Source organism: Bosea sp. 124 (assembly GCF_003046175.1).
GTDB lineage: Bacteria > Pseudomonadota > Alphaproteobacteria > Rhizobiales > Beijerinckiaceae > Allobosea.
Map to the genome: position 1 here is coordinate 1,179,594 of NZ_PZZM01000001.1, position 25,590 is coordinate 1,205,183.

The 25,590-nt window shown below is 67.9% G+C and carries 21 protein-coding genes; 4 read left to right on the plus strand and 17 right to left on the minus strand.

Features of this window, described 5'->3' with window-relative positions:
- Window positions 1-9: 9 nt before the first annotated feature.
- From C8D03_RS05640 to C8D03_RS05675, 8 genes are all read right to left on the minus strand, one after another.
- Window positions 10-1,134: an NAD(P)/FAD-dependent oxidoreductase gene (locus C8D03_RS05640; RefSeq protein WP_108045385.1), complete on the minus strand. Its 1,125-nt coding sequence runs from the start codon at window positions 1,132-1,134 to the stop codon at window positions 10-12.
- Entirely contained in the window at window positions 1,131-2,579 is a 1,449-nt protein-coding gene (locus tag C8D03_RS05645; protein WP_108045386.1) for an NAD(P)/FAD-dependent oxidoreductase, read from the minus strand. Before C8D03_RS05645 ends, C8D03_RS05640 begins: the two co-directional genes overlap by 4 nt.
- On the minus strand, window positions 2,576-2,899 hold the full coding sequence (locus C8D03_RS05650; protein WP_108045387.1) for a (2Fe-2S)-binding protein: 324 nt from the start codon (window positions 2,897-2,899) through the stop codon (window positions 2,576-2,578). Before C8D03_RS05650 ends, C8D03_RS05645 begins: the two co-directional genes overlap by 4 nt.
- A complete protein-coding gene (locus C8D03_RS05655; RefSeq protein WP_108045388.1) occupies window positions 2,880-4,013 on the minus strand; it encodes an NAD(P)/FAD-dependent oxidoreductase in 1,134 nt (377 codons plus the stop codon). Before C8D03_RS05655 ends, C8D03_RS05650 begins: the two co-directional genes overlap by 20 nt.
- A 5-nt stretch (window positions 4,014-4,018) precedes the next feature.
- Window positions 4,019-4,819: an ABC transporter permease gene (locus C8D03_RS05660; protein ID WP_108045389.1), complete on the minus strand. Its 801-nt coding sequence runs from the start codon at window positions 4,817-4,819 to the stop codon at window positions 4,019-4,021.
- The gene (locus C8D03_RS05665; RefSeq protein ID WP_108045390.1) at window positions 4,816-5,682 is read right to left on the minus strand and encodes an ABC transporter permease; all 867 of its coding nucleotides are present in this window, start codon (window positions 5,680-5,682) and stop codon (window positions 4,816-4,818) included. Before C8D03_RS05665 ends, C8D03_RS05660 begins: the two co-directional genes overlap by 4 nt.
- Window positions 5,679-6,722 carry an ABC transporter ATP-binding protein gene (locus C8D03_RS05670; protein WP_108045391.1) on the minus strand — a complete coding sequence of 348 codons (1,044 nt, stop codon included), beginning with the start codon at window positions 6,720-6,722 and terminating at the stop codon, window positions 5,679-5,681. Before C8D03_RS05670 ends, C8D03_RS05665 begins: the two co-directional genes overlap by 4 nt.
- A gap of 145 nt (window positions 6,723-6,867) precedes the next feature.
- Entirely contained in the window at window positions 6,868-7,905 is a 1,038-nt protein-coding gene (locus C8D03_RS05675; protein ID WP_108045392.1) for an ABC transporter substrate-binding protein, read from the minus strand.
- A gap of 120 nt (window positions 7,906-8,025) precedes the next feature.
- On the opposite strand from C8D03_RS05675, the gene C8D03_RS05680 reads away from it, so the two are divergent.
- Window positions 8,026-8,994, plus strand: coding sequence for a LysR substrate-binding domain-containing protein (locus C8D03_RS05680; RefSeq protein WP_108045393.1), 969 nt, complete (start codon window positions 8,026-8,028; stop codon window positions 8,992-8,994).
- On the opposite strand, the gene zigA is transcribed toward C8D03_RS05680, so the two are convergent.
- Window positions 8,971-10,215, minus strand: coding sequence for a zinc metallochaperone GTPase ZigA (gene zigA, locus C8D03_RS05685; protein ID WP_108045394.1), 1,245 nt, complete (start codon window positions 10,213-10,215; stop codon window positions 8,971-8,973). The genes C8D03_RS05680 and zigA overlap by 24 nt on opposite strands.
- Before the next feature lie 94 nt (window positions 10,216-10,309).
- Here zigA and C8D03_RS05690 point away from each other — a divergent pair, with 94 nt between their 5' ends.
- The gene (locus tag C8D03_RS05690) at window positions 10,310-11,617 is read left to right on the plus strand and encodes a hypothetical protein (RefSeq protein ID WP_181300698.1); all 1,308 of its coding nucleotides are present in this window, start codon (window positions 10,310-10,312) and stop codon (window positions 11,615-11,617) included.
- Window positions 11,618-11,754: 137 nt separating this feature from the next.
- Here the strand turns inward: C8D03_RS05690 and C8D03_RS05695 are convergent, their stop codons facing one another.
- From C8D03_RS05695 to C8D03_RS05705, 3 genes are read right to left on the minus strand one after another with little or no spacing between them, the layout of a single operon-like run.
- Window positions 11,755-13,290, minus strand: coding sequence for an efflux transporter outer membrane subunit (locus C8D03_RS05695; protein WP_248308363.1), 1,536 nt, complete (start codon window positions 13,288-13,290; stop codon window positions 11,755-11,757).
- A 13-nt stretch (window positions 13,291-13,303) separates the two neighbouring features.
- Entirely contained in the window at window positions 13,304-16,450 is a 3,147-nt protein-coding gene (locus tag C8D03_RS05700; RefSeq protein WP_108045395.1) for an efflux RND transporter permease subunit, read from the minus strand.
- 18 nt (window positions 16,451-16,468) lie between these two features.
- A complete protein-coding gene (locus tag C8D03_RS05705) occupies window positions 16,469-17,728 on the minus strand; it encodes an efflux RND transporter periplasmic adaptor subunit (RefSeq protein ID WP_108051250.1) in 1,260 nt (419 codons plus the stop codon).
- An 88-nt stretch (window positions 17,729-17,816) separates the two neighbouring features.
- Here C8D03_RS05705 and C8D03_RS05710 point away from each other — a divergent pair, with 88 nt between their 5' ends.
- Window positions 17,817-18,482 (plus strand): TetR/AcrR family transcriptional regulator, encoded by a 666-nt coding sequence (locus C8D03_RS05710; protein WP_108045396.1) that lies wholly within the window; start codon window positions 17,817-17,819, stop codon window positions 18,480-18,482.
- Window positions 18,483-18,484: 2 nt separating this feature from the next.
- Here the strand turns inward: C8D03_RS05710 and C8D03_RS05715 are convergent, their stop codons facing one another.
- On the minus strand, window positions 18,485-19,918 hold the full coding sequence (locus C8D03_RS05715; protein ID WP_181300702.1) for an amidohydrolase family protein: 1,434 nt from the start codon (window positions 19,916-19,918) through the stop codon (window positions 18,485-18,487).
- A gap of 196 nt (window positions 19,919-20,114) precedes the next feature.
- On the opposite strand from C8D03_RS05715, the gene C8D03_RS05720 reads away from it, so the two are divergent.
- Entirely contained in the window at window positions 20,115-21,059 is a 945-nt protein-coding gene (locus C8D03_RS05720) for an acetamidase/formamidase family protein (protein ID WP_108045398.1), read from the plus strand.
- 130 nt (window positions 21,060-21,189) lie between these two features.
- On the opposite strand, the gene C8D03_RS05725 is transcribed toward C8D03_RS05720, so the two are convergent.
- From C8D03_RS05725 to C8D03_RS05740, 4 genes are all read right to left on the minus strand, one after another.
- On the minus strand, window positions 21,190-21,639 hold the full coding sequence (locus C8D03_RS05725; RefSeq protein ID WP_108045399.1) for a Ros/MucR family transcriptional regulator: 450 nt from the start codon (window positions 21,637-21,639) through the stop codon (window positions 21,190-21,192).
- Between the two features lie 179 nt (window positions 21,640-21,818).
- Entirely contained in the window at window positions 21,819-23,570 is a 1,752-nt protein-coding gene (locus C8D03_RS26395; protein ID WP_181300704.1) for a hypothetical protein, read from the minus strand.
- 28 nt (window positions 23,571-23,598) lie between these two features.
- Window positions 23,599-24,705 (minus strand): protein-glutamate methylesterase/protein-glutamine glutaminase, encoded by a 1,107-nt coding sequence (locus C8D03_RS05735; RefSeq protein WP_108045400.1) that lies wholly within the window; start codon window positions 24,703-24,705, stop codon window positions 23,599-23,601.
- Window positions 24,702-25,586, minus strand: a complete 885-nt coding sequence (locus C8D03_RS05740; RefSeq protein ID WP_108045401.1) for a CheR family methyltransferase — start codon at window positions 25,584-25,586, stop codon at window positions 24,702-24,704. The genes C8D03_RS05735 and C8D03_RS05740 overlap by 4 nt, the downstream gene beginning before the upstream one ends.
- Between the last annotated feature and the right edge of the window lie 4 nt (window positions 25,587-25,590).

Consider the following 25,590-nt stretch of genomic DNA (forward strand, 5'->3'; position numbering starts at 1 on the left):
TCTTCTCTCTCAGTGGTTGGTGAAGCGGGAAATCTCGAGCCCGTCGATCGGCACATTGCTCGAGCCGGTCGCGATGATCTCGGCCATGACGGCGCCGGCACCGGGGCCGAGCTGGAAACCATGGGCCGAGAAGCCGAACTGGTGGTAGACGCCCTCATGCCGGGCGCTGCGCCCGAACACCGGCAGGTCGTCGGGCATGCGGGCCTCGATGCCGGCCCAGGCGCGGGCGATCGGTGCGCCCCGCATGATCGGGAACAGGTCCCAGACCGTCTTCGCATTGGTCGCGAGCTTGCCCCAGTCGAGCACGGTGCGGTTCTCGTCGCGGATGGCACGGCCGAGATAGCCGCCGCCGATCAGCACCGTGCCGTTCGGGAACTGCTTGAAGGAGAGCTTGCGCTTGCGCAGGATCACCACCGGCTTGATGAAGGCCGGCATCGCGGCGGTGATCATCAGCATGGGCGCGATCACCTCGAGCGGCACCGGCTCGCCGAGATCGGCCGCGATGCGGTCTGCCCAGGCACCGGCCGCATTGACGATGCGGGGCGCGAAAAAGGGGCCATCATCGGTCTCGACCCGCCAGTTTGCGCCGTCACGGCTGACGCGCGTGACGCGCACGCCCTCGCGGATGTCGGCGCCGCGTTCGGCGGCCTTGCGCTTGAAGGCCTGCGTCGCCCGCAGGGGGATCGCCGCCCCGTCACGGCGCGAGACGACGCCGCCCGGGCAGGCATCGGAGACGGCGGGCACCAGACGGCGCAGCTCGGCTGAGTCGATCAGCTCCTCGTGATGGAACCCCCGCAGCGTCAAATCGTCGACGCGGGCGCGGCAATTGCCGAGGTCTTCCTCGTCCTCGGCGACCAGCACCTGCCCGTCGGAGGTGAAGCCGCAATCGTCGTCGACGAGGCTCCCGATGCGGTGCCAGAGCGCCATCGAGGTGTTGGAGAGCGGGATTTCCGCGACATGGCGCGCCAGTTGGCGCACGCCCCCGGCATTGACGCCAGAGGCATGCCGGCCGGCATGGTCCTTTTCGATCAGGATGACCGCGAGCCCGCGCAGCGCGCAATGCAGCGCCGTCGAGCAGCCATGGATGCCGCCGCCGATGACGATGACGTCGGTGCTGCGGCTTCCTCCGCTCACCGCACCACCGCTTTGACCGCGAACTCCGTCGGCGGCAGCGCGGCAAGCTCGCCAAGCGTGATCGGCTTTACCGGCGGCCGCAGCCGGTAATAGCCAGTCTCGGCCGGCGAGACGCCGTGCACCTGCGCGATCAGCTCGACCACCGTCGGGCCGCAGAGGCGTCCCTGGCAGGGCCCCATGCCACAGCGCAGGAAGGCCTTCATCTGGTTCGGGCCGGTGACGCCGAGGCGGCTCGCCGTGTCGCGGATCTGGCCGGCGGTGACCTCCTCACAGCGGCAGACGATGGTCTCGTCGGCCGGCGGGGCAAGGAAGGCCTCGGCGGGGCGATAGAGCAGATCGAGGAAGCGCCGGCCGCGCAGGCTGCGCGCGAGCCCGGCGCGGGTCGGCGCGGCCTTCTCGTCGCGCTCCGCCTCGGAAAGCCGGCCGAGCCGGCGCGCCGCATCGAGCGCCGCGATCTCGCCGCGCAAGGCCGCGCTCTCGGCACCGCCGATGCCGGCTCCGTCACCGGCGATGGCGATGCCGGGGATCGAGGAGGCGAACCAGTCGTCGACCGTCGGCGTCCAGCAGCGCTGGACGGCGTCGAAGGCCTGCGCGCAGCCGGCGGCGTTGGAGAGGTTGATACCGGGAATCACGCCCTGATGCAGCAGCAGCGCGTCGCAGGCGATGGTCTCGGTGGCGCCGCCGCGCGTAACCTTGACGCCCGTCACCGTGTCGGTGCCTTCGGCGGCCAGCGACGTGACGCCGGTCCTGAACGGCAGCTTGCCGCGTGCCTGCGTCATCAGCTTCAGGCCCTTCGCAAGGTAGGGCGAGCGCAGGAAATCCGGGAAGGCCGCGATGGCGGCGAGCCAGTTGCGCCGCGGTGTCGTGTCGAGGACCGCGACGATGTTCGCGCCGGCCGCCGCAAGCTGGCCAGCGAGCAGATAGAGCAAGGGGCCGCAGCCGGCGATCACGGTGCGCCCGCCCGGCACGAGGCCCGAGCTTTTCAGCACGATCTGCGCCGCACCGGCCGTCATCACGCCGGGCAAGGTCCAGCCGGGGATCGGGAAGGGACGCTCCTGCGCGCCCGTCGCCAGGATGATCTGCCGGGCGGCGACCAGCCGCGCCTGGCCGCCAAGCGACAGCCCGAGTTCGAAGCCACCGGCCTCGTCGGGCGCGACCGACCAGACGGTACAGCCCGGCGCGTAAACCGCATCCGTCCGCTCCAGCCGGGCGATGAGCGCTCCGCCCTTCCAGTAATCCTCGCCGAGCACGCTCCGGTCCGTGACCGGCGTCGTGGTGATGGCGCGGTAGATCTGCCCGCCGGGCGCCGGGTTTTCGTCGGCCAGCAGCACGGACAGGCCCAGCTCGGCCGCGCGCGCTGCAGCCGAAAGACCCGCCGGCCCCGCCCCGACGATGGCAATGTCGTATTGCTCGGCCAGCAGGCCGATCTCGGCAATCGTCTTCATGACTGCACCTCGTCGGGCTGGCGCCGCCCGGCCTGCGTCTGAATGCGCATGCCGTCGCGGAGCGGCACGAGGCAGCCCTGCCGGTTGCCGATGCCGTCGATAACGACGAGGCATTCGAAGCAGACCCCCATCATGCAATAGGGCCCGCGCGGCGCGCCGGAGACCGGCGTCTGGCGGCAGGCCTGGACGCCGTTGGCGAGCAGCGCGGCAGCGACCGTATCGCCGGCGCGGGCCGTCATGGCACGACCGTCGAAGGTGAAGCCGACCGGGGCGACGCGCGTCCCGTCGGACGCCTTGGCCTCAGCTATGGGCCGGAACATGGAACCTCCGTGCGGAAAAGGCGGCAAGCGTCTCGGGCAACGCGCCTGACAGAATGGCGGGGGCGAGCGTCAGCGTATGGTTGGCGGCCAGCGTCACGCCCGAATGGCAGGTGACGACGAAGGCGCCGGGGCAGGTTTCCGACTGGTCGTAGATCGGGAAGCCGTCCGGGCTCATCACGCGCAGGGCCGACCAGCTCCGGACGACATTCAGCCCGGCGAGGCGCGGGAACATCCTGACCGCGCGCTCGGCCATCACGGAAAGGATCGGCTGGCGGACGACCGTGTCGAAGCCGCGATCCTCCTGGCTGTCGCCGATCATGACGCCGCCCTCGTCGGTCTGGCGGATCGTGACCATCGGATTGTGCAGGAAGGGTGCGGTCTTCTCGGTGACGATGATCTGGCCCTTGCTCGGCTTTACGGGGGCGTCGAGGCCGACCATGGGGGCGAGGCGCGCATTGCCGAGGCCGGCCGTCAGCACGACCTTGGCCGCCGCGACCTCGCCGAAGGCGCCGCGCAGCAGGAAGCCGCCGTCGCGGGGGGTGATGCTGTCGACGGTGCAGTTCGGCCGGTAGGCGACGCCGCGCCGCTGCGTCGCCTCGCGCAACGCCCGAAACAGCTTCAGCGAATTCACATGACCGTCGAGCGGGCTGTAGACCGCGCCGACGACATCCTTGCCGATATCGGGCATGCGGCGCTTGGTCTCGTCGTGGTCGAGGATCTCATAGGGGAAATCGGCCAGCGACATCTGGTTGTGCAGCCGCTGCATGGTCTGGCGGCGCTGCTCCAGTTCGTCCTCGGAGAGGCAGAGCATGAAGCCGCCAGGCTGGCTGTGCGCGACATCGATGCCGGTTTCCTCGTTCAGCACGCCGGCGAGCTGGTGCCACTGATCGGCCGAGCGGCGCGACCAGCTCGCATAGTCGGGCATGCCCAGCCCCTTGGACTGGACCCAGACCAGCGCGAAATTGCCGCGCGAGGCACGAAAGGCGACGTCGCCCTCGTCGAGGATGGTGACACGGGCGCCGGAGCGCGCCAGGCCCAGCGCGATCGCGCCGCCGACGACGCCGCCGCCGACGACGACGACATCCGTTTCAGATGAAGATGTATGCGTAGCCACGGCTGTCAGCCCTTTCCGGATCCGACGAAGAGGCGGTCGAGCCCGAACAGCCGGTCGAGCGCGAAGAGCAGCGCCGCGGTCATGGCGATGAGGCAGGCGGAGACCGCCGCGATGAGAGGGTCGATGTTGTCCTGGATGTAGAGGAACATCCGGACCGGCAGCGTCACCGTCGCCGGCGAGGCGATGAACACCGTCATCGTGACCTCGTCGAAGGAGTTGATCGCGGCCAGCAGCCAGCCCGAGACGACACCTGGCAGGATCAGCGGCAGGGTCACCCGGCGGAAGACGGTTCCAGTGCCGGCGCCAAGCGAGATCGCCGCATGTTCGATGCGCCGGTCGATGCCGTAGGACGCCGCCAGCACGAGCCGCAATGCGAAGGGGATCACCACGATGATGTGGCTCAGCACCAGGCCGACGAAGGTTCCGGAGATGCCGATCTGGGTGAAGAAGCGCAGGAAGGCGATGCCGAGCACGACATGCGGCACCATCAGGGGCGACATGAACAGGGTCGTCATCGCCTCGCGGCCGGGGAAACGGTAGCGCGCGATGGCGAGCGCGGCCGGCACGGCCAGCATGATCGCGATGGTCGAGGACAAGGCCGCCAGCCAGAGCGAGTCGCGGAAGGCGCGGACGAACTCGGGATAGTCGAAGATGGCGCGGAACCAGCGCAGGCTCGGCCCCCGCGTCGGCAGCGACAGGTAGCCCTCGGGCGTGAAGGCGACGACGCAGACGATCAGCAGCGGCGCCAGCATGAAGACGACGAACGCTGCGTGGAAGATGAGTGCCGGAAGACTGTTGCGCCTCATTCGAACACCTGTGCGTAGCGGCGCTCGATCAGGCGGTTGGAGCCGACCGTAATCAGCACGAGCGCGAGCAGGAGCAGGCTCGCGACCGCCGCGCCGAGCGGCCAGTTCAGCGTGTTGAGGAACTCGTCATAGGCCAGGGTCGCGGCGACCTTGAGCCGGCGCCCGCCGATGATCGCCGGCGAGGCGAAGGCGCTGGCGGCGAGCGAAAAGACGATGATCGAACCGGACAGGATGCCGGGCACGATCTGCGGCAGGATCACGCGCCGCCAGATCGTCAGCCGGCTGGCGCCGAGCGAGAGCGCCGCATTCTCGATCTGCGGATCGAGCCGCTGCAGCGAGGCCCAGACCGCCAGGATCATGAAGGGGATCAGCACATGGATCAGCGCGATCACCACGCCGGTCTCGGTGAACATGAATTCGAGCGGGGTCGCGATCAGGCCGAGCGCGATCAGCCCCTGGTTGACGAGGCCCGTGGAGCCCAGCAGCAGTGCCCAGCCGAGCGTGCGCGCCACGACCGAGACGAGCAGCGGGCCGATCACCACCAGCAGGAAGGCGCTGCGCCAGGCCGGCGACATGCGGTTGAGGATATAGGCTTCCGGCACGCCGATGACGATCGCCGCCAGCGTGACCAAGATCGCGATGCGGAAGGTCCGCATGAAGATCTCGAAGAAATAGCTGTCGGTGAAGACCTCGATCCAGTTCTTCAGCGTGAACTCCGGGACGATGCCCTTGTACTGCCCCCAATCGTAAAAGGAGAGCAGCACGGTCATGCCGAGCGGGATGATCACCAGCCCGAGGAAGACCAGCAGGGCCGGCCCCGTCAGCAGGAAGGGCGCGTTGCGCTCGGTCACCGCGAGACTCATTCCGCCGCCCCACCCGGCAGCACGGCGGCATCGGCCGCCGAGAAGCGCAGGCGGACGGTCTCGCCCTCGCCCGGCACGGCCACGCCGTCATTGGCGCGCATCAGGGTCAGCGAGCCGGCGGCGCTCTCGGCCGTCAGCAGCCAGTGCGTGCCCTGGAAGACGCGGCCGAGGATGCGGGCATCGAGCCCGGGCTCGCCCCCTGCCGCGAAGGAGAGACGCTCCGGCCGCACCGCGAGTTGCAGCGGCCCCTTGCCGGCGCCGGGCAGCGACAGCACGAGGCCGCCGAGCGTGGCCTTGCCCTGCCCGTCGCCGATGCCGGAGAGCACATTGGTCTTGCCGAGGAAACTAGCGACGAAGGCACTCGCGGGACGGTCGTAGACCTGGTCGGGCGCGCCGATCTGCTCGATGCGGCCCTGGTTCATCAGCACGATGCGGTCGGAGAGCGCCATCGCCTCGTGCTGGTCATGGGTGACGAGGATCGTGGTGGTGCCGACCGAGCGCTGGATCTGGCGCAATTCGCCCTGCATCTCCTCGCGCAGCTTGGCGTCGAGATTGGAGAGCGGCTCGTCGAGCAGGAGCAGCGCCGGCTTGATCACCAAAGCGCGGGCGAGCGCCACGCGCTGCTGCTGACCGCCCGACATGCGGCGCGGATAACGGTCGGCGAAGCCCTTGAGCCCGACCAGCTCCATCGCCGCCAGCGTCCGCGTGTCGCGGTCCGCCTTCGCGACGTCGCGCATCTCCAGCCCGAAGGCGATGTTCTGCGCCACCGTCATATGCGGGAACAGGGCGTAGCTCTGGAAGACGATGCCGAGGCCGCGCCGGTTGGGCGCGACCGAGACGAGGTCGGCCCCGTCCAGGCGGATGTCGCCGCGATCGACCGAGACGAAGCCGGCGATCATCTGCAGCGTCGTGGTCTTGCCGCAGCCGGACGGGCCGAGCAGGGAGACGAACTCCCCGCGCTCGACCGAGAGATCGAGCGCGTCGACGGCGGTGAAGCCGGCAAAACGCTTGGTCAGGCCATCGAGAACGAGATGGGACATGGCGTTTGCGATCGCTTCTGCTCAAAGATCAGACGTCATGGCCGGGCTTGACCCGACCATCTCAGGACGCTCCGGCATATGCCTTTGCATCACGAGATTCCCGGGTCGCCGCTTCGCGACGCCCGAGAATGACGGAAGAGGAGACCTACCGCTCGATCTCGCGGTTCCAGCGCTTGGTCCAGTCCTCGCGCTTGGCGTTGGCGATGTCCCAGTCGACGGCCTTCAGCGCCTTGACCTCGTCGCCATAGGGCAAGCCCTTCTGCTCGTCCTTGCTCAGCGTCACCGTGACGTTGGCGGGGCCGAAGCCGGCGCCCGTCGCCATCACCTTCTGGATGGCGGGCGAAAGCATGAACTGGATGAAGGCGTTGGCCTCGGCCGCGTTCTTCGAGCCCTCGATCGGGCAGGCGGCAACGCCGAGCGCGAAGCTGCCCTCCTTCGGATAGACGAACTCGACCGGGAAGCCGGTGTCGGCGAAGGCCTTGACGCGGCCCGAGCCCCAGACGCCGAGCACGGCCTGCCCGTTCTGGAACATCTCCGTCATCTTCGCCGGAGACGGCTCATAGGCGACGACGTTGGGATTGATCTCGTCCTTGAAGGTCTTGAAACCCGGATCGATGTTGTTCTCGCCGCCACCGGCAAGCTGCGCCATCGCGATCAGGGCATGCAGGCCATAGGTGTTGTTGATCGGCGGCGTGACGATCTTCTTGCCGTAGGTCTTGGATTTGAGGTCGTTCCACGAGGTCGGCGCGGGCCATTTGTTCTCGTCGAAGATCTTCTTGTTGTACATCAGGCCGGTGGCGACGAGGCCGAGGCCGACGCCCTTGTTCGACTTGAACTTCATCACCGGCGCGACGTCCTTGTAGACGGGGCCGTCGGTCAGCGTGCCGCAGAAGCCGAGCGCGACAGCCTGATAGGCCGGGCCGTCATCGACGATGGCGACGTCGATCTGCTGGTTGCCCTTCTGCGCCTGAAGCTTGGCGAGGGTGTCGGTCGAATTGCCGGCGACGTATTCGATCTTGACGTTGGCCTGCTTCTCGAAGGCCGGAATGACCTCCTTGCGCATGGTCTGCTCATAGGAGCCGCCATAACCGGCCACGAACATCGTCTTCTGCTGCGCCATCGCAGCGGTGCCGGCGCCCAGCGCCGTGGTGGTCAGCAGCAGTCCTACCCAAGAGAATTTCATCGACCCCTCCTCGTTTGCGAGTGTGTGTGAAGGTTCTGCGACAGATTGTAATGGGTCAAATCGAATCATTCGCGAGAGCCATACTAAAATGTTATGTTGGGTTTTTGCGGGTCGGAAGCCATGCTGAATCCTCGACAGATCGAGGCCTTCCGGACCGTCATCGTCACCGGAGGCATCACTTCCGCCGCCCGCGCGCTCCATATCAGCCAGCCGGCCGTGACGCGTCTGATTCACGATCTGCAATACACGCTCGGGCTGACGCTTTTCGAGCGGCGCGGAACGCGGCTGGTGCCCACCAATGAGGCGCTTTCGTTATACCGGGAGGTCGAGCGACAGTTCGTCGGGCTGGAGCAGATCCAGAACACGGCGCGCAATCTGCGGGAAGGGCTGTCGGGGAGCCTGCGCATCGCGGCCCTGCCGACCTTCAATGTCGGCTTCCTGCCCCGCCTCGTCGCGGCCTATATGAAGGACAAGCCGGGCCTCGAGGTTGCGATCTATGGCAGCATCTCGTCGCAGGTCGTCGACTGGGTCGCCACCGGCTTCTGCGATATCGGCTTCGCCCAGTACCCGCTCGACTTTCCCAATATCGACGTCGAGGCGTTGCCCTCCGTGCCGGCCATCGCCGTGCTGCCGGAGGGCCACCGGCTGGTCGACAAGCCATTCCTGGAGCCGACGGACTTCATCGACGAGCCCTTCGTCTCGCTGGCGGGGTCGACCCAGTGGCGCTACCGGACCGACGCGCTGTTCTCGGCGGCGCGCGTCACGCGGCAGATCCGGGTCGAGACGCCGCTGTCCATGATCGCCTGTTCGCTCGTCGCCTCGGGGGCCGGGATCGGCATCGTCGACCCCTATACGGCCGTCGAGTATCGCGGCCGAGGCATCGTCACGCGCCCGTTCCGGCCGGTCGTTCACTACGACATCGGCCTGGTCTGGCCGGCCGGACGCTTCCGCTCGCCGCTCGCCCTGGGCTTCGTCGAGACGGTGCGGGCGGCGATCGAGATCATGGCCGCAAGCGAAGCCTTGGCCCAGAGCGAAGCCTTGGCCGAAAGCGCTGGCGCCGACGCGTCAGGCCGCCTGCCTGTCCCATGACGGAAACGGGTCAGCGAGCGCGAGCAGGGCTTGCGTCATGCCCGTCGCCGGGCTGCCGACGAGGCAGGCATCGAGCGCGGCGCGGATCGCGGCCTCATCCATCCCGGCCGTGCCGATGAAGACGAGTTCCTGCCGCCGGTCTCCCCAGGTCTGCGACCAGTGCCGGCGCATCAGCGCGGCGAACTCCTCCGAACGCGGCCAGCGCTCCTTCGGCACCGCCGCCCACCAGCTGCCCATGCCCTCGGTGCGCGTGATGCGGCCGGCGAGCGAATATTCGCCGACCCAGCGTGGCCGTGTCGCCAGCCAGAAATGCCCCTTGGCGCGGATCACGCCGGGCAGGCGCCTGCCCAGCAAATCGTGCAGCCTCTGCGGATGGAAGGGGCGCCGCGCCCGATAGACGAAGGAGCGGATGCCGTATTCCTCGGTCTCCGGCACATGGTCGCGGAAGCCGAAGAGCTCCTTGTGCCAGAGCGGGTGCTCCTGCGCCTTCTCCTCGCTGTAGAGCCGTGTGTCGAGCACGGTATCGAGCGGGATGCGGCCGAAATCGGCCTCGACGATGCGCGCATCGGCATTGAGGCCGCGCACGACCTGCCGGACCTTTTCGCGTTGCTCGCCCGAGACCTCGCCTGCCTTGTTGATGACGACGACATCGGCGAACTCGATCTGCTCGACCAGGAGATCGACCAGCGTGCGGGCATCGCCGTCGCCGGCGGTCTCGCCACGGTCGGCGAGGAAATCGCGGCTGTCGTAGTCGCTCAGCAGGTTGATGGCGTCGACGACGGTGACCATCGTGTCGAGGCGGGCGACGTCGTCGAGCGAGCGGTCGTCCTCGTCGCGGAAGGAGAAGGTCGCCGCGATCGGCAGCGGCTCGGCGATGCCAGTGCCTTCGATCAGCAAGTAGTCGAAGCGCTTCTCGGCAGCGAGCCGGCGAACCTCGTTGAGAAGGTCGTCGCGAAGCGTGCAGCAGATGCAGCCATTGCTCATCTCGACCAGCCGCTCATCGGTCTGCGACAGGCCGGCGCCGCCCTCGCGGACGAGATCGGCGTCGATGTTCACCTCGCTCATGTCGTTGACGATGACGGCGACACGCCTGCCCTCGCGGTTGTTGAGGATGTGGTTGAGCAGCGTCGTCTTGCCGGCACCGAGGAAGCCCGAGAGCACGGTGACGGGCAGGCGGCGGTCGATCAGGCGGTCGGCGGGAGATTGTGCATGAGCGGGCATCGGGTGGTCCAGTGCGTCTTGAAAAGGTATTTTGTTACAGTATAACATTTCATTTCCGTCAACCCGACACAGCCCCAGCCGCACAGGATGTTCCGTGACCAAGTCCCTCCGTCCCTTCGCCGTCGCGATCGGCTCGATACTCTCGCTCAGCGCGGCCCAGGCCCATGATCACGCCGTCCTGCGGGGGCGGCTGGTCTTCGCCGATCATGACAGGCCAGTGCTGCGCGTCCTCGATCTCGACAGCGGCGAGACCACCCACAGCTTCGCGGTGCCGCTGCCGAATGCCGGGCTCACGACCGCCGAGGACGGCCGCCATGTCGTCGTGAAGACGGGCGACGAGGCCGGGACGATCCGGATTCTCGACAGCGGGCTGGTGCGCGAATCCCATGGCGACCATGACGACATCGAGAAGCTGACGCCGCGGATGCTCGACCTCGTCGTGACCGGCGACAAGCCGGCTCATATCGTCTCGGAGCAGGGTCGGATCGCGCTGTTCTACGACGGCGACCGGCCCTGGCTGCGCAAGAGCGAGCCCAAGGTCGTCCTGCTCGATCTCGCCAGCCTGCGCGGCACGTCGCCCCCATCCGTCGTCTGGAAAAGCCCTGCGCCGCAGCACGGCATCGCCATCCCGATGGGCAAGCGCCTGCTCCTCGTCTCCGTGCCCAACCCGATCTATGCGAAGGGCGAGGATCGGAGCGCCTCGTCGCGTCCCGACGGTTTCGAGATCCTCGCCATGACGGGGAAGCCCGAGAGCTGGAAGCCGGTCTTGCGGGTCAACGATACGGCCCGGCCCGACGCCTCCTGCAGGCTGTTCCACGGCCATGCCGCCCTCAGGGACACGCATGTCTTCGGCTGCGCCGAGGGTGAGGGCGGCGGCGTCCTAGTGCTGCGGCGCGATGGACGGAACTTCGCCACGCACAAGCTGGCCTATCCGGACGGGCGACGGACCAGCACGATCAAGGGCGGCAGCGGGCGCCATCTCGTCGGCAATTACGGGCTGACATCTCCCTATGACGCACTGCTGCGCATCGATCCGGCGGCAACGGCCCTGTCGGAGGCGGATGTTCTGGCGGTGCCGGGCGAGCAGGGCGCCTGCCAGTTCGAAGTCTCGTCCAGCGGCAGGCGGCTCGCCAATCTCACGGCGGACGGCAAGCTGCGCGTCTACGAGATCGCGCCGGCCTGGAAGGAAGTCGCCAGCTTCGACGCCGTGCCGGCTTTCGATTGCGCCTATGGCGCGAAGACGCCGACCCCGAACCTCGCGGTGATCGGCGCGAGCGCCTTCGTCAGCGACCCAACCGGCGGGCGGATTCGCGAATACCATCTCGACAGTCTCAAACAGGGGCTCGACCTGCCCGTCGACGGCAAGCCGACCGTCATCGCCGGCGGCGCTTCAGGCGGCTGAGCGCGGAACCGCGCCGTCATCCCGGACAAGCCGCGAGGTGGCGCCGATCCGGGCTCCATCGTGGACTTCCGGAGCCCTCCGATGGATCCCGGGTCAAGCCCGGGATGACACCTGGCTCCGAGGTAACACCGCAGACGTCAGTAAGCCGCGCGCGGATGCGGGCCAGTGTTCGCGTCGATGACGCGCGGCAACTCGACCTCGACCGGCTTGTCCCAGCCGCCGCCGAGCGCCTTGTTCAGCGCGACGAAATTGGAGGTCACGGCGACGCGGCTCTGCAACAGCGTGTCCTCGGCGCTGTAGAGCGAGCGCTCGGCGTCGAGCACGTCGAGGAAGCTCGCGGCACCCGATTGATAGAGCGAGCGCGACAGCCGCGCCGCCTCGCGGAAGGAGCCCGCCGCGGCCGAGAGCTTGCCGGCGCGCACGCGCTCCTTGGACAGGTTGACCAGCGAATTCTCGACATCCTGCAGGGCGGTTAGCACGGCCAACCGGAACGCTGCATCTGACTGGTCGCGCTGGGCCTGCGCGACCTCGACCGCCGCGCGCAATTCGCCGCCGTTGAAGATCGGCACGCTTAGTGTCGGGCCGAATGACCAGCCGATCGAGGAGTTCTTGGCGAGATCGCCGCTCTTCAGCGCCGTGGTGGCGATGCTTCCGGTCAGGCTGACGCTCGGATAGAGCGCGGCTTCCGCCTGGCCGATATTGGCGGTCGACTGGGCGAGCTGACGCTCGGCGCGGCGGACATCGGGGCGGTTGATCAGCACATCGGCGGGGATGCCAGCCGGCGGCGTGCTGCGCGCGGATGGGATCGGCCCGCTTGCGCCGAGGATGCCGGCGAGCGCGGTCGGCGCCTCGCCGGTGAGCAGGCCGAGCTGGTGCAGGCTCTGGGCGTAGGCCGCCTCCAGCGTCGGGATGGCCGCCTCGGTTGAGGCCGCCTGGGCGGCGGCGCGCTCGACATCGAGCGCCGAGGCGGAACCGGCCGTGAATTTGTTGCGGGTGAGCTTCTCGGTCTCGCGCTGCGAGGCGGCCGTGCGGCGGGCGAGCGAGGCGCGTGCCTGCGCGCCGCGCGCCTCGATATAGTTGACGGTGACATCACCGACGAGGGTCAGCAGCACCGCCCGCAGATCCGCGTCGGCGGCATCGCTGCCATAGGTCGCGGCCTCGACGCCACGGGCGTTCGCGCCGAAGAGATCGAGCTCCCAGCTCGCGTCCAGACCCGCCCGGTAACTGTTGAAGGTCGTGTTGCTGATCTCGGTGGCCGTGCCGGCCACGGAATTCGAACTCGAACGCGACCGTGTGAAAGACGATGAGCCATCGACGAGCGGGAACAGCGCGCCGACCTCCTGCCTGCGCATGGCGCGGGCCTCGCGGATGCGCGCCTTGGCCGAGGCGACGTCGAGATTGCCGGCAACGGCGCGCTCGACGATCTCGTTCAGCCGCCTGTCGCCAAGCTTCTTCCACCATTGCGAACGCTGACGCGCCTCGAGCGGCTTCTTCGTCTTCGGCGCATTGCCCCAGCTCGCCGGCAGCAGCTGGCCCGTCGCGGCATAGTCCGGCCCGACCGCGCAGCCGGCGAGAGCGACAAGGACGAGGCTGGCGCCCGCCAGGCGCGACAGGCCTGCCGCACGCGAAGCAAGCCCTGTCGCGAGGTCTTTGGCGAAAGCCGCCTTCGTCATCCGCATCATGTCCTCAATGCGTCCCCGCCGGTGAAGTGACGGGCGTCTCGGCGGGGGCCTTGCGCCAGCGCCGGACCGTCCTGGCCACGATCACATAAAGCAGCGGCACGAAGAACACGCCGAGCACGGTGGCGGCGATCATGCCGCCCATCACGCCGATGCCGATGGCGTTCTGGCTGCCGGAGCCGGCGCCGGTGGCGATCGCCAGCGGCAGCACGCCCAGCACGAAGGCAAACGAGGTCATCAGGATCGGGCGCAGGCGCTGGCGCGCCGCCTCCAGCGTCGCCTCGACCAGGGTCTTGCCGGCCGCCTCCTGCTCGATCGCGAACTCGACGATCAGGATCGCGTTCTTGGCCGCCAGCCCGATGGTCGTGAGCAATCCGACCTTGAAATAGACGTCGTTGGTCTGGCCGAACATCGTCGCCGCCGCGAGCGCCCCAAAAATGCCGATTGGCACCGAGAGCATGACCGCAAACGGGATCGACCAGCTCTCGTAGAGCGCCGCGAGGCAGAGGAAGACGACAAGCATCGAGAGCGCGTAGAGCGCCGCCGCCTGGCTACCCGAGAGCCGCTCCTGATAGGACAGGCCGGTCCATTCGTGGCCGAAGCCGGTCGGCATCTGCTTCATCAGCGCGTCGATCTCGTCCATGGCGGCACCGGAGCTGACGCCGGCAGCAGCAGCGCCCTGCATCTGCACCGCAGACGAACCATTGTAGCGTTCCAGCCGCGGCGAGCCATAGGTCCAGCGACCGGATGCGAAGGCCGAGAACGGCACCATCGCGCCGCCGGCATTTCGGACGAACCAGTTTCCGACATGCTCGGGCTGCATGCGGAACGGAGCATCGGCCTGGACATAGACCGATTTCACACGGCCGCGGTCGATGAAATCGTTGACATAGGCCGAGCCCCAGGCAGCCGAGAGCGTCGTGTTGACGTCGCCCAGCGACAGCGTCAGCGCACTCGCCTTCTCCTGGTCGATCTCGATCGAATATTGCGGCGTGTCCTCCTGGCCGTTCGGGCGCGTGCCCGACAGGCTGGGGCTCTTGGCCGCGAGCGCGAGGAGCTGGTTGCGGGTCTCCATCAGCTTGGCGTGACCCGCGCCGGCAATGTCCTGCAGGTAGAAATCGAAGCCCGCCGTGTTGCCGAAGCCCTGGATCGCGGGCGGGGCGAGCGCGAAGACCATACCGTCCTTGATCGCGCGGAAGGCGCCCATGGCGCGCCCGGCGACGGCCTGCGCGGTCGCCTGCTTGCCGACACGCTCCTCGAAGGGCTTCAGCCGGACGAAGGCGAGGCCGACATTCTGGCCCTCGCCGCCGAAGCCGAAACCGGCGACGGTCAGCACGCCTTCGACGAGATCCTTCTCGTTCTCGCGGTAATGCGCCGCGACCTGATCGAGCACACGCAGGGTGCGATCCTGCGTCGCGCCGACCGGCATCTGGACGCTGGTCAGGAGGATGCCCTGATCCTCGTTGGGGATGAAGGAACTCGGCAGCCTATAAAACAGATAGGCCATGCTGCCGCCGATCACGAAGAAGACCAGCATGAAGCGCAACGGCCTGGCGATCATGCCCGCTGCACCGTTGCGATAGCCATTGGTGGTGCGCTCGAAGGTGCGGTTGAACCAGCCGAAGACGCCTTTCTGCCTGGCATCGTGATGTGTCGGCTTGAGCAGGGTCGCGCAGAGCGCCGGCGTCAGCACCAGCGCGACGACGACCGACAGCATCATCGCCGTGACGATGGTCACAGAGAACTGGCGGTAGATGATGCCGACCGAACCGCCGAAGAACGCCATCGGCACGAACACCGCCGACAGCACGGTGGCGATGCCGACCAGCGCGCCGGTGATCTCGCTCATCGACTTGATGGTCGCTTCCTTGGGGGAGAGGTGCTCTTCCTCCATGACGCGCTCGACATTCTCGACGACGACGATGGCGTCGTCGACGAGCAGGCCGATGGCGAGGACCATCGCGAACATGGTCAGCGTGTTGATCGAGTAGCCGGCGACCGAGAGCACGCCGAAGGTGCCGAGCAGCACGACCGGCACGGCGAGCATCGGGATGATGGTGGCGCGCCAGTTCTGCAGGAAGACGTACATCACGATGAAGACGAGGATGATCGCCTCGAACAGCGTGTGCACGACCTTCTCGATCGAAAGCGTGACGAAGGGCGTGGTGTCGTAGGGATAGACGACCTCGACGCCCTCGGGCAGCGTGGGCTTGAGCCGCTCGATCGTCGCCTTGACGCCCTTGGCGGTGTCGATGGCGTTGGCGCCGGTCGCGAGGCTGATCGCGAGGCCGGTCGTCGGCTGGCCGTTATAGCGCGTGGAGGTCCGGTAGTCCCTCGCCCCGAGCTCGACGCGCGCGACGTCGTTGAGCCGGACGATCGAGCCCGACGAACCGCTCTTCAGGATGATGTTCTCGAATTGCTGGACGGTCTGCAGGCGGCTCAGCGCGGTGACCGTGGCGTTGAGCTGCTGGCCCGTGACCTGCGGCAGGCCGCCGAGCTGACCGGCCGAGACTTGCGTGTTTTGAGCCTGGATCGCGGCCGTCACATCGCTCGGCATCAGCGAATATTTTTCGAGCCGGGCGGGATCGAGCCAGATCCGCATCGCATAGCCGGAGCCGAAGATCTGGGTGGAGCCGACGCCGGCGACGCGCTTGAGCGTATCGTTCAGGGTCGAGTCGACGTAATCGGCGAGGTCGGTCGTGTTCATGCGACCGTCCTTCGAAACAAAGGCGGCGACCATCAGGAAGCCGTTCGAGGATTTCGAGACGGTGATGCCAGTGCTCTGCACCGTCTGGGGCAACTGCGCGGTGACGAGCTGCAGCTTGTTTTGCACCTGCATCTGCGCGACATCGGGATTGGCCGCGCTGGTGAAGGTCAGCGTGATCGAGGCGTTGCCGGACGCGGTCGATGTCGCCGTCATGTATTGCAGGTTGTCGACGCCGGTCATGCCCTGCTCGATGACTTTGGTCACCGAGTTCTCGACCGTCTGCGCATCGGCGCCCGGGTAGTTGGCGCTGATGACCACGGTCGTCGGCGCGATCTGCGGATATTGCGAGATCGGCAGCGTGCGCAGCGCGAGCAGGCCGGCCAGCATGATGACGATGGCCACGACCCAGGCAAAGATCGGGCGTTCGATGAAAAAGCGCGAGAGCATGGCGTCCGTTCTCGGCGTTCAGTTCTTGGCGGCCGGGCCGACGCCCGACGAAGAACCGAGCGAGGAGCCAAGCGGGGAGCCAAGAAAGGCTTGGCGGTTCGCCGATTTGAGTTCGCCGCTGGCCTCGTCGATCGTCACCTCGTTGCCGGTGACGGTCTGGCCCGGGCGCACGAGCTGCCCGCCCTCGACGATGATGCGCTCGCCATCCTTGACCCCTCTTTCGACGAGCCAGTTGTTGCCGACGCTGCGCGAGGTCGCAACGACGCGCTCCTCGACCTTGCCGTCCGCGCCGACGAACTTCGCCGTCGCCTCGCCGCGGGTGTTGCGACCGACGGCGCGTTGCGGCACCAGGAAGCTGTTCTCGGCGATGCCCTCCTGGGTCACGGCGCGCACGAACATGCCGGGCAGGAGCAGCCGGTCCGGATTCGCGAATTCGGCCCGCACGGTGAAGGTGCCGGTGGTCTGGTCGATATTCGCCTCGGCGAATTCGAGCCGGCCGGACTGGTCGTATTCGCGCCCCGTCTCGAGCTTGAGCTTCACGGCGACGTTGGGACCGCTCAGCTTGAGGCGGCCTTCGGCGACGGCGCTGCGGAACTTCAGCAGGTTCGCGCTCGACTGGATGACATCGACATTGATCGGATCGAGCTGGCGGATCGTCGTCAGCGCCGTGGTCTGGCTCGCCGTCACCAGCGCGCCCGGCGTCAGCGTCGAGCGATCGACCCGTCCGCCGATCGGTGCGGTGACCCTGGTGAAGCCGAGATTGATCCGCGCCGTCTCGAGGCTCGCCCTGGCGGATGCGACATCGGCTTGCGCCTGCGCCAGGGCGGCGTTGGCGTCGTCATTGTCCTGCTTGCTGATGGCGTTCTGGCGGATCAGATCGCGATAGCGGTCGACCTTGGCCTGGGCGCTCGGCACCGCGGCCTCGGCCCGCGCCAGCGTCGCCACGGCGCTGTCGAGTGCCGCCTGATAGGGCGCCGGGTCGATCTCGTAGAGCAGGTCGCCGGCCTTGACCTCGCTGCCCTCGCGGAACAGGCGCGACTTGATCAGCCCGCCGACCTGCGGGCGCACCTCGGCGACGAGGCTGGCGGCGACACGCCCGGGTAGCTCGGCCGTAATCGCGACCGGCTGCGGACGCAGCACCACGACACTGACCTGGGCCTGGGGCTGCGGCGGCGGAGCGGCAGCCTTCTCGCTGTTGCAGCCGGCCAGCCCCACACCGAGCAAGGTGCATCCCCCGAGCAGGAGGCGCCGGAGATGGTTGGCTTGCGTGGTCGGCATCTGACGCCCCATTAGGAAACTGTCGAGTTTCTTAACGCTTGATTTCTGCCCCTGTCAAACGTCATGATGTTTCCAGGGGTAACTGCCAATGAACGACAATTACGGGGATGCGATGGCCGCCGCCGCGCCGCGCCTGCGCGGGCGGCCGAAGCAAAGGTCCGATGCGGAGGAGCGGCAACGGATCACCGCCGTCGCCTGCGACCTGTTCCTCGATGTCGGCTATGGCGCCACCACGATGGACGCGGTGGCGGCTCGCTGCGGCGTCTCGAAGAAGACGCTCTACAGGCTCTTCCCGGCCAAGACCGACCTGTTCGGCGCCATGGTCGCGGATCACAGGCGGACGATGCTGGCGCTGCCGCGGCCTGACGATGAGCTGCCACCGGCCGAGGCGCTGGCTGCGATCTTCCGCCTCGGCATCGACGAGGCGGAAAACCGCGAGCGGCTGGCCTTCATCCGGCTCGCCATGGCCGATGCCGACCGCTTTCCCGAAGTCGGCGAGGCGATTACGCTCGAAGGCGCGGAGCCCGCGCGTCTCCTGCTTGCCGGCTGGCTGGCCCGGCAGCAGGAGCGCGGCGCTCTGCGGCCCTTCCCGCCAGAGGCTGCCGCCCGAATGCTGATGGACATGGTGTTCAGCGTTCTGGTGAAGCGCTTTCCGGGCGATGCCCTGCTGACACGCGAGGACCGCTTCGCCCATGCGCGGCAATGCATCGACATCTTCCTGCACGGGCTTGCCCGAGCCACCCCAAACGGCTGAACTCAGCAGCAGCCGAGGCGGGAGAGGTAGTACCGGCGCACCGCGTTCTCCAGCGGCGGCAGGGCGGCTGCGAGGCCAGCGCGTTCCTCGATTCCGGCCCGGTAGATGCCACGCAATTCGTCATGCACCGCGTCGAGATCGACGCCCTGCACGCGGCCCTGGCTGACGATGCTGCGGCCGGCGACGATCAGCTCGCGGATATGGCGGCGGCTGGCGCGGGCGAACAGCAGATCGAGCGGATCGACCGGCGTCAGCGCATCATCGTCGAGCGCCGCACGGTCGAGGATCAGCAGATCGGCCGCCTGCCCTTCCGCGAGCTGTCCGCCCGCCGGCGCGCCCAGCGCGATGCGGCCGTTCTCCAGTGCCATGGCGAGGACATCGCGGGGCAAGAGCTCGGTGTCGAAGCCCCAGCCGCCATGCAGCGACCAGAGCAGGCGCAGTTCGCGCAGTGCGTCGTCATCCTCGTCGAAGGCCTGTCCGTCGACACCGAGCGCGACCTTGCAGCCGCGCCGGACCATTTCGGCGACGGGCGCGAGGCCGGAGCGCAGAGCGAGGTTGGACGAGGTGTTGCTGGCGATGATGCAGCCGGCCTCCGCGATCATCTCGAGCTCATCGGGACGGGCCCAGACGCAATGGGCCAGCGTCAGGCGGGGCGAGAGCAGGCCGATCTCCTTCCAGCGCTTGACGAGTCCACCCGGATAGGTGCGATCGGCCCAGTCACGCTGGTATTTCGTCTCGAAGAGATGGGTGGTGACGCGGCGCCCGGTACGGGCCGAGGCCTCGGCGATCGCTTCCCAGAGCGCATCCGAGCCCCATTGCGGGCCATTCGGCGCATATTGCACATCGACCATCGGGCCGGCGATGGCATCCGCGACCGCATCAACACGGGCGATCTGCTCGGCGATGGGCAACATCGGCGCGAGATAGCGCGTCTCGATCTCGGCGCGGGTGACGGGGTCGAGTTCCGCCAGCACCGGACCGTGGTCGCCATAGACCAGTGGGTTCTGGTCGCGCATGCCGACGCCGAAGGCGATGCGGACACCGACATCGCGGGCGGCGCGCGCCATCGCAGCTGCCTCGGTGGGCAGGTCGGTCAGGCCCATCGGCCGGACATGGTGGATCATCACCGCGCCCTGCCCGCCGAGCGCGGCGCGGCCGAGCGGCGCCAACGTCGCGAGATAGGGGTCTACGGGTGCAAACAGCGGAAGCCGATGCAGCCAGAGTTCGAGCGGCTTGCCGAAGCCGCCGACCGAACTCGTCCTGATCGAGCGGGCGTGGTCATGGGCGTTGACAAGGGCGGGCAGAACCACGACGTCGTCTTGCGCCGTGGCCGTGGCGGGCGAGAGCGAGGCGATCCGGTCCCCGGCCAGCGTGAGGGTGACATCCGACAGGCTCCGGCGCGCGTCGAAGGCCTGTCCGGCAGTGATCTGGCGCAAGGGTTGTTCTCCGTCGAACGGGCAAGCCGGGATAGACAGCGGCCTGAATGAAAGGCTGCCGTAATGGAAGGCCCGGGGCAAGAACCGCGCCGGTCCGGCGAGGTCGCTCGCCGCCGCATTCGGGCAGTCCGGATTTGCACTCGACAGGGACAGCGGGCGCACCCCATCCTGACGCCTCCCTGGCCACGGATCGCTCATGTCACATCACCTGAAGCCCTCGCCCGAAACCTGCCATTGGGGCTATTTCGATGCGCGCGTCCCGCCTGCCCTGACGATCGCCAGCGGGGAGACGGTAACGATCGAATCCGTCAGCGGCACAGTCGAGGTGCTGCCACCGGCAGGCTTCCATGTTCCGCCGGAACTGCTTGCGATCCACGCCGCGCAGAAGGGGCCGCCCTTCGGGCCGCATATCCTGACCGGGGCCGTCGCGGTGGAAGGCGCAGAGCCTGGCGACGTGCTGCAGATCGACATCGAGGCGGTCTCGCTCCGCCAGGACTGGGGCTATAACCTCAACCGGCCGCTTGCCGGCACGCTGCCGGACGACTTCCCCCACTTCCACCTGATGAACATCCCGCTCGACGCAAAGCGGATGGTGGGGACGATGCCCTGGGGGCTGGAACTGCCGCTGGCTCCGTTCTTCGGTGTGATGGGTGTCGCCCCGCCGCCGGAATGGGGGCGCTGCACCTCGATCATCCCGCGCGCCTTCGGCGGCAACCTCGACAACAAGGAGCTGGTCGCCGGAACGACGCTCTACTTGCCGGTCTTCGTTCCCGGCGCGCTGTTCTCGGTCGGCGACGGCCATGGCGTGCAGGGCGATGGCGAGGTCAACGTCACCGCGATCGAGACCGCCCTGTCAGGCAGCTTCCGGCTGACCGTCCGCAAGGATCTGCGCTTCACCTATCCGCGCGCCGAGACGCCGACCCATGTCATCACCTGCGGCATGGACCCCGATCTCGACCGCTGCGCCGAAAAAGCGTTGCGCGACATGATCGTACTGATCGTCGAGCGCACTGGCATCACGCGCGAGCAGGCCTATGGCCTGTGCTCGATGGCGGCCGATCTGCGCGTCACCCAAACAGTGAACCAGCACAAGGGCGTGCACTGCATGCTGAACAAGCGCCTGCTGTCCCCCGCCGGCTAACGCTGACGCGTGCGAAGATCTGCCGCGTGGCGGCTCTTCGCGCTTTCAGCGAAGCGCTGCGTCATCCCGGGTCAAGCCCGTGATGACGCAGCGGCTCCGAGGAACCGGGAAACGTCAGGCCGTTTGGGCTTCAGGCCTTAGCGCGGGGAGCGCGCTTCGGCTTCGCAGCAGGCTCGGGAGCGGCGGCCTTGCGGCCCAGCCCCATCGACTTGGCCAATGCCGAGCGTGCCTCTGCGTAAGCCGGAGCGACCATCGGGTAATCGGCCGGGAGACCCCATTTCGCGCGATACTGCTCAGGCGTCAGATCATACTTGCTGCTCAGGTGACGCTTCAGCGACTTGAACGACTTGCCGTCCTCGAGGCAGATGATCGCGTCCGGGGTCACGGATTTGCGGATCGACACGGCCGGAACCAGCGGCGCGGCGGCCGGCGCCTCGGGCTCTCCACCGAGCTTGGCGAGCGATGCGTGAACACTCCCGATCAGTTCGGCGAGGTCGGCGCGCGGGACATTGTTGCGGGCGACATAAGCGGACACGATCGAGGTCGTCAGATCGAGAAGCTCTTCGTTATTGTCTGGCATCGTGCGTTCCGATCGAGAGACGAGAGGATATTGCTGTCTAGTACAGAATCGCCATTACGGCGAATACAGCGTTTTGTCTATCCACAACCCCTCGGAACTTGATTTAATCCCCCTCCAGCAAGGCGAAAGGTCGTCGCGGGCCCCTTACGAGGGCCGCGAGCGCCTTCGTGGACGACATTTCAGAACAGGATGTCGTCGAGATCGTCCGCGGCAGCCTGGACGACGACCGCCGGCGTGGCGCCACCGGCCCCGGCCGGCAGGAGCAGCCCGGCCACGGCCTGGTGGATCGCGCGCTCGCCCACCATGGTGTAGTTCGGCCAGACATGCTGGTCGACGAAACCGCGCAGGCGCTCGGCCAGACCGGCCCGGTCCGGCATCTCGCGATCGGCGACGGAGCGTGCAAGTTCGACGGCGCCCGAAGCGATCAGGTCGCTCATCGCACCCGCATTGGAAAAGGACAGCCGTGCCTCGGCCACGACAGTGCCGAAGCCGCCACCCTCACGGGTGAGCTGGCCCAGCGTGGCGCCGAGCCGGTCCCCGGTCTGGCGCATCGCGGCCAGCGAGCCGCGCATCGCCTCGTCGAGAGCGGCGAAATGCGCCGCGTCGAGCCGCCCGCCGCGCTTCAGCCCAGCCGAGGCCTGCTGCATCTCGGCGAAGGTCGGGGTCAGTTGCGCGGCATCGCTCGCGACCTGATCGGCCGCGAATTTGAGTTCCTGCGCGATGACGACGAGACTGCGCCCGCCGGTGCCGATGCGCGCCGCACGCAGGCCCGCATTCATGCCGATCAGCACGATGTTGGAGACCGTGCCGGCGAGCCCCGCGACGGTCTCCTGGCAGGTTTCCAGGACGGTCGAGAGCGCATCCGTGACACGGTCGACACCCGACCGCGCCCGGTCGCATTTGCCCAGAAGGTCGGAGGCCTGGGCGAGCTCCGCTTCGAGATCGGCGAGGAAGGAGCCGGAGCGGCCGCTGTCGCCCTGATACAGCGAGCGCACGAGATCGAGCAGTCCGGCGGTGTCGCCGGCGAGCAAGGCGAGCGCGGATTCGATCGCATCCGCGTCCTGGGCGAGCGTCTGCGCGCTCTCGTCCAGCTGCGCCGCCTGCAACCGGCGCAGCACGAGACCGGCTGCGCCGCGCTCCTCGGCATCGAGATCAGCACCCGGCCCCGTGCCACCACTGACCGCAGCCAGCAAACGCAACGCCGCGATGACATGCTCCAGCCTCTGGCGGATGCTGTCGCCCGATTGGAGGGCGATGATCGCCCCGCCGGCCGCCATCGCGATCTTGCCGGAATGGAGCGCGGCGCTGCTCGTCAGGGAAACGCTGCGCTGCTGGCGCTCCGCGACCGCGGCCAGCGTCTGCTCCAGATTGCCGGCAAGCCCCGACAGAGCCTGGCCGTAGCGGCCCTCGAAATCGCGTTGTGCCGCCAGCGCCGAACCGAGCAGGGCGCTGAGATGGTCGTGGTCGCGAGCGCAGTTCTGGATGGTGCGCTGGGCCTGGGTGGTGAGGGCGACGATCTCGCTGGTGAAATCGCCGAAGTCGCGGCCGGCGGCCTGCACCGAAACCGCCTCGATGCGGGCACTGCGGGCCAGGATCGTGATCAGCCGCATATGTTCGAGCAGGCGCTCGAGGGCCTGGGAAGCGTCCTTGCTGTGCGTGGCGAGAGCCTGCAGCACGCCGGTCTCGTCATGCAGGCCGTCATTGATCGCGCGCAGTTCGCCCGCGAGGCCGGAGAGCGTCGTGCCAGCCCGGGCGATCTCGTCGCCGGAGAGCTCGGCGGAGAGCGTCGAGAGCCGTTCCTTCAGCCCCTCGAACAGCCCCAGCCCCTCGCCGAGCTGGCTGCCGGCCCTGGCAAACGTGACGTCGATCTCGCGGGCACTGCTTTCCAGCGCCTTGACCAGCCGCGACAGGCCCGGGTCGTTCCCGCTCATCGCAACCCCGCCCAAGCCGCCGTCGATGTCAAACGCTGCGCGCATTCTCGCCCCCTGCCACGACCGTCGCCTGGGGCCACGCCATGATCTCCTGCGGTACACGCGAGAGCTTGACGATCCGTTCGGCGGCGCCGAGATCGATCGCCTCCTTCGGCATGCCGAAGACGACACAGCTCTCGGCGTCTTGCGCCAGCGTGCGGGCGCCGGCCTTGCGCATCTCGAGCAGGCCGCGCGCGCCGTCGTCGCCCATGCCGGTCATGATGATGCCGAGCGCGTTGGCGCCGGCATATTGCGCCGCCGAGCGGAAAAGCACGTCGACAGAGGGACGGTGGCGCGAGACATGCGGGCCGTCCTTGATCGCGATGCGGTATTGCTGGCCGACACGCTGCAGCAACATGTGACGGTTGCCCGGCGCGATCAGGACGCGGCCGGTCGAGACCTCGTCACCGTCCTCGGCCTCCTTGATCTCCATCGCACAGATGCCGTTGAGGCGCCGCGCGAAGGCGAGCGTGAACTTCTCCGGCATGTGCTGGACGATGGCGATGCCAGGGCAGTTGGCCGGCAATTGCTCGAGGACCTCGCGCAGGGTTTCGGTGCCGCCCGTCGAGATGCCGATGCAGACGATCCGGTCCGTCGCATGCCGGACGCGGCCGAGCACCGGCGGCGGCAGGATCGCGTCCGCCGTCAGCTTCTTCTCGATCTGCATGCGCGGCTCGCGCGGCCGCAGCTTGGCCTGCGAGGCCGCCCTCACCGCATGGCGAAGCCGGTCGGCTGTCTCCATCAGCGCCAGGCGAGTGTCGATGCGCGGCTTCGGCAGGACATCGACCGCGCCGGCCTCGAGCGCATCGAACAGCGCCTTGGAACCGGCTTCGGTCAGGGTCGAGCAGATGATCACGGGGATCGGACGCTGCGCCATGATCTTGCGCAGGAAGGTCAGCCCGTCCATGCCCGGCATCTCGATGTCGAGAATCATGACATCGGGCAGCTCGTTCTGCAGGCGGCGCGCGGCGGCGAAGGCATCGGCGGCCGTACCCATGATCTCGATGTCGGGGTCCTCGCTCAGGATCGAGCTGAGGACCTGACGCACCGAGGCGGAATCGTCGACGATGAGAACCCGGATGGGCTTGCGGCTCATGCTGCCGATCTCCCCATGGCGGCCGTACCGGCCTGATAGACCGTCGGCACGATCGATTGCAGCCCGCCCACGCCGGATCCGGCCATCGATTCCGAATGGCCGAGCATCAGATAGCCACCCGGGCGCAGATGCGAGGCGAGCCGCGACAGCACCGCCTGCTGGGTCGGCTTGTCGAAATAGATCAGCACATTGCGGCAGAAGATCACGTCGACGTCTCGGTCGAAGGGATAGGCATCGTCCATCAGGTTGAGCCGTTCGAAATTGACCTGCCGGCGGAGCTCCGGCGTGATCCGGACGACATCGTCGCGGGGGTCCTTCGAGCGCATCAGGTAGCGCTGCTGCATCGGCGCCGGCACCGGGGCGACGAAGTCGCGCGGATAGATCGCCGAGCGCGCCTCGCGCAGCACCTCGGTCGAGATATCCGTGCCCAGGATCGAGAAGCGCGCGACCTTGCCGGCAGCGACCAGATCCTGCAGCACCATCGCGGCCGTGTAGGCCTCCGCGCCGGTCGAGGACGCAGCACTCCAGACCTTCAGATTCGGCAGGCGCCCGCCATGGCGCTGCGTGAGCTGCGGCACGGCGACGTCGCGCAGGAATTCGAAATGGCTCGGCTCGCGGAAGAAGTCGGTCTTGTTGGTCGTGACGCAGTCGATCAGATGGACCAGCTCGTCATCGAGCCCGCCGCGCTCGAACAGATGCGCCCCATAGGCATGGAGCCCCGACAGGCTGAGGGCTCGCACGCGCTTGCGCAGCCTGCCCTCCACCATGGTGCGCTTGGTCTGCGGCAGCTTGATGCCGACGCGCGTCTCGATGACCTTCGCGATGGCGACGAAGTGCTTGTCGGCAAGATGGTCGTAGGTTTCGGGCAATGACGGCTTCATCGGC